The sequence below is a fragment of the Pseudomonas sp. SWRI179 genome (genome assembly GCF_014268705.1).
Classification (GTDB): Bacteria; Pseudomonadota; Gammaproteobacteria; order Pseudomonadales; family Pseudomonadaceae; genus Aquipseudomonas; species Aquipseudomonas zanjanensis.
The window spans coordinates 109,738-117,460 of sequence record NZ_JABWRA010000017.1 but is presented as its reverse complement, the minus strand read 5'-3'; the positions used below and the strand labels follow the sequence as shown (position 1 = coordinate 117,460).

Annotated in this window: 9 protein-coding genes; 4 read left to right on the top strand and 5 right to left on the bottom strand. The window is 58.5% G+C overall.

All coding sequences use genetic code 11. The features are described from left to right. Positions 1-91 precede the first annotated feature (91 nt). Positions 92-667: a hypothetical protein gene (locus tag HU767_RS12225; protein ID WP_186729626.1), complete on the bottom strand. Its 576-nt coding sequence runs from the start codon at positions 665-667 to the stop codon at positions 92-94. A gap of 106 nt (positions 668-773) precedes the next feature. Continuing rightward, entirely contained in the window at positions 774-1,196 is a 423-nt protein-coding gene (locus tag HU767_RS12220; protein WP_186729625.1) for a DUF3757 domain-containing protein, read from the bottom strand. Between the two features lie 300 nt (positions 1,197-1,496). On the opposite strand from HU767_RS12220, the gene HU767_RS12215 reads away from it, so the two are divergent. After that, the gene (locus tag HU767_RS12215; protein ID WP_186729624.1) at positions 1,497-2,072 is read left to right on the top strand and encodes a DUF2780 domain-containing protein; all 576 of its coding nucleotides are present in this window, start codon (positions 1,497-1,499) and stop codon (positions 2,070-2,072) included. 36 nt (positions 2,073-2,108) lie between these two features. On the opposite strand, the gene HU767_RS12210 is transcribed toward HU767_RS12215, so the two are convergent. The 3 genes from HU767_RS12210 to HU767_RS12200 all read right to left on the bottom strand — a co-directional run bounded on the left by HU767_RS12210 (position 2,109) and on the right by HU767_RS12200 (position 4,712). Then, on the bottom strand, positions 2,109-2,516 hold the full coding sequence (locus HU767_RS12210) for a DUF3757 domain-containing protein (RefSeq protein ID WP_186706916.1): 408 nt from the start codon (positions 2,514-2,516) through the stop codon (positions 2,109-2,111). 234 nt (positions 2,517-2,750) lie between these two features. Beyond that, complete coding sequence (locus HU767_RS28805) at positions 2,751-3,737, bottom strand: RHS repeat-associated core domain-containing protein (RefSeq protein ID WP_238349460.1); 987 nt, start codon at positions 3,735-3,737, stop codon at positions 2,751-2,753. Positions 3,738-3,818: 81 nt separating this feature from the next. Further along, a complete protein-coding gene (locus HU767_RS12200; protein WP_186706917.1) occupies positions 3,819-4,712 on the bottom strand; it encodes an acyltransferase in 894 nt (297 codons plus the stop codon). A gap of 296 nt (positions 4,713-5,008) precedes the next feature. On the opposite strand from HU767_RS12200, the gene HU767_RS12195 reads away from it, so the two are divergent. From HU767_RS12195 to creC, 3 genes are all read left to right on the top strand, one after another. After that, a complete protein-coding gene (locus tag HU767_RS12195; protein WP_186706918.1) occupies positions 5,009-5,515 on the top strand; it encodes an ATP-dependent zinc protease in 507 nt (168 codons plus the stop codon). A gap of 69 nt (positions 5,516-5,584) precedes the next feature. Beyond that, a complete protein-coding gene (gene creB / locus HU767_RS12190; RefSeq protein ID WP_186706919.1) occupies positions 5,585-6,265 on the top strand; it encodes a two-component system response regulator CreB in 681 nt (226 codons plus the stop codon). After that, positions 6,265-7,683 carry a two-component system sensor histidine kinase CreC gene (creC, locus tag HU767_RS12185; RefSeq protein WP_186729623.1) on the top strand — a complete coding sequence of 473 codons (1,419 nt, stop codon included), beginning with the start codon at positions 6,265-6,267 and terminating at the stop codon, positions 7,681-7,683. Before creB ends, creC begins: the two co-directional genes overlap by 1 nt. The last annotated feature ends 40 nt before the right edge of the window (positions 7,684-7,723 follow it).

Sequence of the window (7,723 nt, the reverse complement as noted above, 5' to 3'; positions counted from 1 at the left end):
AAAGCCAGTCACCGGGGTGTATCAGAAAGAATGCCATCCGCTTCATTGGGGGCGCTGCGCACCCCAGCGGGAGCAAGCTCCCTCGCCACGGTTATCGATGGGCCGTTGCGGTTTCGACCCGTTCGCAGAATTCAGGGTAGAACCCTTTGGCGCTGGGGCCTTGGCAGTAGGCTTGTGCCTGGGCCAGGGCGTCGCCGCTGAATGTCAGGCTGCGGGGCATGCCGGCAAAGGTTTCGTAGCCGCCTTGTTGGGTCTTGATGGCGTCGAACCCCGGCATGTCGTAGACCAGTTCCACATCATCATCAGCCAGGATCCGCGCCTTGATCGTCACTTGCGTGTACTGCTTGCCCCCCGGCGCGCTATTGAGCGCCGCCAGGCCGTGGCCGACGACCCGCAGCATATGCGGAACCCAAGGCTCGCAGTCATCCGCGCACGCGCCAGGACGGTAGCGCACAGTCAGCGTTTGCTGGGCGCGGGTCACGTCGGTCAAAGTCGGGTCGGAGCGCTTGATGCGGTGTTCGATGGTCAGCCAGGTTTTTTGTTCGTCGCTGGTGCCCTCGGCAACGTCCGGATTCAGCGGACCGCGCTGGCATTCGTTGACGCCCAGGACGATGAGCATGCCGGTCAGGATGACCGCGAGGGTGGCGCCGCCGATTTGTACGTTCATGGACACACTCTGCTGGAGGAAGTCGCACTGTACGGTAAAGGGTGCAGGCGGTGGCAGAGCGCTTAGAGGCGGTGTGCTGGAACAGTGACGCGGTTGCCATTAGCGGTCAATAAATCAAGTTGAAGTAGTCGCCGTCCATCAACCTGCACATTCGCGTATCCGCGCTTTCGCAGCGATTGCTCACCCACTTTGAAAAGGCCGGTTCCAGGATCTGTTGATAGTCGAGCTTCAGGTTGATCCCCCCGTACCTGCATGTGATGGTCGCACGGGTGGGTGTCTGCTCGTTCCCATCGTCCCTATGAATCACATACTCGGCCCCTTCGAATTGCAACGATACCGGGTCGACCACGTCCACCAGGCTTTCGCTCACCCATTCGTACTCGTCCTGTACATCGACGAAAAAAACGTCTTCCACCGATTCGATGTTTCTACGGATGTCAGTGACGGCGGGGCAAGTTATTTCACCGGCCTGGACATGGCCGATGATCAGCAAAAGCAGCACCGCGCCTCCAGCCAGTATTTTTTTCATGTGCCAGGCTCCAGGGCTCAGTTCAACGATTCACGGCTTTGGTCGGGCGGGCTACTGTCGAGGTTGACAGTTATTTATGTCAATTTAGAACTGTATATGGATGTTTGGTAACTTTTGGCTATATAAAAAAGCGTGGTTTTCGTTAAATCAGACACTTCTTACGCTCCTGGAAGAATTTTCTGTGATGGCTATCGGCTATTAGCTCAATACGTTTAGGAACAATCTTCGCCTGCGCCAGTCCAACCCACGCTTTAGCCGCCCTTCATGGGCGGCTTTTTCATGTTCAAGAGGATGTCCCGGATGAAGGTTTCACGCGGTTTTGCACTGTCTTGGCTGTTGACACTGGCCGCCAGCCCGGCCTTCGCGCAGTTCAGCCTCAGCGATGCCGCCAATGTGGTGTCGGCCATGCAGGGCAACCCAGGTGAGGAAGAGGGCATGGTGGCCGCTGCGCCGAAAGCGGCAGGGCTGCTCAATACCCTGGGATCGGAACTGAAGATCACGCCGGAACAGGCCATCGGCGGTGCCGGTGCGATGCTGGGGCTGGCGAGGAATCGGCTCAGCGAGCCGCAGTTTTCCGAGTTGAGCAAAAGTGTGCCGGGCTTGGATCAGATCGCCGGTAACAGCGCCATCGGCGGGCTCAATGGCCTGGGTGGCTTGCTCGGTGGCGGGTCGGACAAAAATGCCTTGCTCGACGGCCTGCTGGGGAACGTCAAGGACACTGGCGACCTGAACAATGCCTTCAGCGCGCTGGGCATGGACAGTGGGATGATCGGTCAGTTTGCTCCGATTATTCTGCAGTACCTCGGTCAACAGGGCGTGGCGGGTTCGCTGCTGCAGAACCTTGGGGGAATTTGGGGGAGTGGTGCAGGCGTTTGATGAGGGTGGCGACATCGAAAATCCGCCACAGGGGGATCAGAATCTCAAGCTGAGGTAGTCGGCGTTTTCTCGCCTGCACGTGTGAGGGAACTGGCTGGCGCAACGCGTGTCCAGCCCTGGCATCAAGTTCAGCTCTTGGGGCGTGGGGTAATAATCCAGCGTGAGATTTCTCTCACCGTGTGTGCATGTAATGCTTACCTTTGCCGGTGTCTGTTGATTTTCGTCAGGCTCATGGATCGCGAACTCGGCGTCGTTGAAGGGCAGCGCCGCCGGGTTGAGCTCCTGCACGAGGCTCTGGCTTTGCCATTCGGGATCATCCTGCATTTCTACCGTCGCAGTGTTGTCATGGAGTTGTGTCACGGCTGGACAAGTGACTTCTCCAGCATGGACATGGCCGATCATCAGCAGAATTATTCCACCGCCGCCCGTCATGAAGTTTCGCATGGGTGTGCTTCCGATTAGGGTTCGGGGACATGGTTATGGCTGGGTCTGGTGAGGGGTACTGTCAGGGTTGACAGTTTTTTATGTTGATTTGGAATAGATGGCTTCAATTCGATAGTCTTTTGGATGGAACCTGCAGACCAGCGGTTGGCTCGGTGTCGCTGCATGAAACGAGGATGTCCAAGGGATAAGCCTGGTCCAGCACCTTCTGATCAGCAAGCCGCCTCAGTATGAATATTAGATTGCTCTTATTTTTTGGATATTCGAAGAAGGTGCTGCTTCAAGTGCTCTAGCACTTATTGTTTCGTCAACGCTTCTGCGAAGACCTATAGAATCACCCAGATGCTTTATTCGGACGGATCGGCTTGGACCTGGTGGGAACCAGTCCGTAAGTTCATCAATTTTAAGTCTTAGTGGATTGTTGATCTTGTTAGGGGTTCCAATAGGGATGGTTGGGTTGATACGATTATTGTAGAGCTCATCGCTGTTGTTATTTAATGATTCTGAAATTGAAAGAATTTCATCTTTTTTATATTTGTCTAGTTGAATGGTTTTTTCAGTGGACTTTAACGTCCTGCGCGCGATGGTGCGCTCTCCTGTCTTGACTTTTGCCCCGCCTTCTATCGCGCTTACGGTGTCCTTTATTGATATTTTGGTTCCAAATAAACGTCTTAATTGTCTAAGTAGCGGTAGGTGGCCAGTCGGATCCTCTTTATTTATAGGGTCATTTTCACAGTATGTATAAGCGTTCAATCCACCTTTCCCAAACGGGCTCCAACTATCCGGAGTATTAAACCGCATCAACACCGGATTGAACCCCCGATACCCATTCCCCAACAAATAATGCCCCGTCACCGGATCCGGCCGTTCACCGTTAAACCCAAGCAAACTGAGCAGGCCGTTTCCCGGTGGGCGATGGCCGTAGGGTGTATAGATAAGGGGATGAAGCCGGTTCGCATCGAGCACATTCAACACCGACCGCTGCTGATCGGTCGCCAACAAGGCGGTATCGACCTTCGCATCCTCGCGCTGAAGTTGCGCCAACAACTGGTCTTCATGCTGGAAAACGTTGCGTTGCACCGCGCCCTGTATCTCTGTCGCCAATCGGCTCTTGCAGTAGAACCGCTGGATCCCGGCCTCGGCGGACGGTGCACAATCCACCAGGCGATCCAAAGGGTCGTAGGAGTAGCGGCACAATACGGTTTGTTGAGGGGTGGTAGGCATGCACCGAACTCCGCGCAAGGTCCAAAAAATCCGGACCTCCAGCATCGGAGCTTTTTCAGCCGCTGCCTACTATCAGAACTGTTAGGTTTCCATCCCCTCGTTGCGCAATTGGGCGATGCGCCGGTCCTTTTCAGTCCATAGCCGATTAACCCAGTCCTGCACTTGCTGGCGAAACACCGGGTCGTTTTCGTAGTCGCCTTGCCAGAGCGTAGGGTCCAGTTCGCGGGTCTGGATGTCGATGATGACCCTGGGCACCGCGCCGCTGATCAAGTCCCAGAACCCGGGGATGCGGTCTTGCGGATAGACCACGGTCACGTCCAGCACCGCGTCCAGTTGTTCACCCATGGCCGCCAGCACGAACGCCACGCCGCCGGCCTTGGGCTTGAGCAGGTGAGCGAAGGGCGATTGCTGTTGTTGGCTTTTGGCGGCGGTGAAGCGGGTGCCTTCGAGGTAGTTGACCACGGTGACCGGTTGACGCTTGAACAGCTCGCAGGCGGCCTTGGTGATTTCCAGGTCCTTGCCGGCCAGCTCCGGATTCTTTGCCAGGAACGCCTTGGTGTAGCGCTTCATGAAGGGGTAATCCAAGGCCCACCAGGCCAGCCCCAGGAATGGCACCCAGATCAGTTCTTTCTTGAGGAAGAACTTGAAGAACGGCGTGCGCCGATTGAGGGTCTGGACGAGGGCGGGGATGTCCACCCAGGATTGGTGATTGCTGATCACCAGGTAAGACGTATCGCCGCGCAGGTCAGCGCCGCCGCGGATGTCCCAGCGGGTGGGGATGCACAGGGCAAAGATCTGCTTGTCGATCTCGGCCCAGGTCTCGGCGATCCACATCACGGCCCACGAGGCATAGTCGCGAAAGCGCCCGGGCAAGACCAGTTTGAGCAGGGCGAACACCATCAGCGGCCCGAACAGCACCAGGGTGTTGAGCAACAGCAACAGGGTGACGAAACAGCCGGTGAGCAGGCGGCGCATAGATGACTCTTGCAAACGGGTGGGCGGGCCATGATAAGCAAGCTTCGGGTGGTAGGCCAAATCGGCTTGGACGAAAGTTTCACTTGGGCTAGGTTAGGCTGGGGGCGCTTTTGTGGCGAGGGAGCTTGCTCCCGCTGGGCTGCGAAGCGGCCCCCAATTGGCGGCCATGGCCAGACCGATTTACGACTGCTGCGCAGCCGAGCGGGAGCAAGCTCCCTCGCCACAGGGATGTTTAACCGAACGAATTCGTTGGCCACGGTCTAAAATCCCACGCTCACAATGGAAGCCCTAACTACATGAAATCAGTTCTCGCCCTGCTTTCCCTGATGGCCCTTCCGGTGCTGGCCGCCGAGCCGACCCTGTACGGGCGCTACGAATACATCGCGTTGCCGGAAATCGGCGGCGAAGTGCTCAAGGCCAAGATGGACACCGGCGCCCTGACCGCCTCGCTGTCGGCCAAGGACATCGAAACCTTTACCCGCGACGGCGACGATTGGGTGCGGTTCCGCCTGGCGACCAAGGACGCGAGCAACAAGGTCTACGAACACAAGATCGCCCGCATCAGCAAGATCAAGACCCGTTCCGAAGAAGATGAAGACGACGACGAAAAGATCGCCCCCACCAAGCGCCCGGTGGTCGACCTGGAATTGTGCCTGGGTAACGTCAAGCGCACGGTCGAGGTCAACCTGACCGACCGCAGCAGTTTCAATTACCCCTTGTTGATTGGGGCCAAGGCGTTGCGTGAGTTCGGCGCGGCGGTGAACCCTGCGCGGCGGTTTACGGCGGATAAGCCGGACTGCTGATTTCCCTGATTGACTCCCCCCAAACCTTGCGGCACCGTTCCGGCAACTTTACTGCCGGGCCCGCAAGCCATGCCTCATATCCTGATTGTCGAAGACGAAGCCGCCATCGCCGATACGCTGGTGTTTGCCCTGCAAGGGGAGGGGTTTGACACCACTTGGTTGAGCCTCGGCGCAGCCGCTCTTGAACACCAGAAAAACACCCCGGCGGACCTGATCATTCTCGATGTGGGCCTGCCGGATATCAGCGGATTCGAGACTTGTAAAAAAATCAGACGTTTCAGCGACGTTCCGGTCATCTTTCTTACAGCCCGGGATGGCGAGATCGACCGGATCGTGGGGTTGGAGATCGGTGCCGACGATTACGTGGTCAAGCCTTTCAGCCCTCGCGAAGTGGCGGCCAGGGTTCGGGCGATCCTCAAGCGCGTGGCGCCGCGGCCGGTGGCGGAGGTGGGCACGGCGTTGTTTCAGGTCGATGCGGACCGCGTGCAGATCAATTATCGCGGCACACCGCTGAACCTTACCCGCCACGAATTCCGCCTGCTCAATTGTCTGCTGGAGCAGCCCGAGCGGGTTTTCAGCCGCGAACAATTGCTCGATGCCCTGGGCGTTGCCAGCGATGCCGGCTACGAGCGCACCATCGACAGCCACATTAAAAGCGTGCGCGCCAAGTTGCGCTTGGTCCGCGCCGAGGCTGAGCCGATCCAGACCCATCGGGGCCTGGGCTACAGTTACAGCCCGGGGCACAGCTGATGTCGCTGGGGATCCGGATTTTCCTGGTGTATGTGTTGTTTATCGCCCTGACCGGTTATTTCGTGCTCAACACGGTCATGGAAGAAATCCGCCCCGGCGTGCGCCAGTCCACCGAGGAAACCCTGGTGGACACCGCCAACCTGATGGCCGAAATCCTGCGGGATGATTTCAAGGCCGGCACCCTTAACCAGAATCGTTGGCCACAATTGCTCAGGGCTTATGGCGAGCGCCAGCCGGCGGCGACGATCTGGGGCTTGCCGAAAAACCAGGTCAGCCATCGCATCTATGTCGCCGATGCCAAGGGCATCGTGGTGCTCGACTCCAGTGGCGTGGCGGTGGGGCAGGATTATTCACGTTGGAACGACGTCTACCTGACCCTGCGCGGCCACTACGGCGCCCGTTCGAGTCGCAGCGATCCGGACGACCCGGCGTCTTCGGTGATGCACGTCGGTGCGCCGATTCGCGACAACGGCCGGATCATTGGCGTTGTCACCGTCGCCAAGCCCAACAGTTCCTTGCAGCCTTATGTCGATCGCACCGAGCGGCGGCTGTTGATCTATGGCGCCGGGCTGGTCGCCCTGGGCTTGTTGCTGGGCGGCTTGTTGTCCTGGTGGCTCAGCGCGGCACTGCGGCGTTTGACGATCTACGCCCAGGCGGTCAGCCAGGGGCGTCGGGTGGAAGTGCCGCATTATCGCGGCGGTGAATTCGAGCAACTGGCCGGGGCGGTGGAGCACATGCGCACCCAACTCGAAGGCAAGGCCTACGTCGAGCGTTACGTGCACACGCTCACCCACGAACTCAAGAGCCCGCTGGCGGCGATTCGTGGCGCCGCCGAGCTGCTGCAAAGCGACATGCCCGCCGCCCAGCACCAGCGCTTTGTCAGCAACATCGATAACGAAAGTGTGCGTATGCAGCAGTTGATCGAGCGCTTGCTCAACCTGGCCCAGATCGAGCAGCGCCAGGGGCTGGAAGAGGAGGTCGCCGTGCCGCTGGCGGCGCTGATGGCTGAGTTGCTGGAAGCGCGCGGCGGTTGGATCGAAAGTCGGCAGTTGACGGTTGAACAGCAGATCGCTGGCGACCTGGCGCTGACGGGAGAGCCGTTCCTGTTGCGCCAGGCCTTGGGCAATCTGCTGGAAAACGCCTTGGACTTCACCCCCATCAACGGCCTGCTGCGAGTGAGCGCCGAGCGCCGTGGGAATCGTGTCGAGATCCGCCTGTTCAATCAGGCCGCGCCGATCCCCGACTACGCACTGCCGCGCTTGAGCGAGCGCTTCTATTCCCTGCCGCGCCCGGACAGCGGCCGCAAGAGCACCGGCCTGGGGCTCAATTTTGTCGAAGAAGTGGTGCAGTTGCATGGGGGGCAATTCAGTATTGGCAATGTCGAGGGTGGGGTGGAGGTGGTGCTGAGGTTGCCCTGAAAACCCAGTTACTCAGTTTGGAACACTCTTGTGGCGAGGG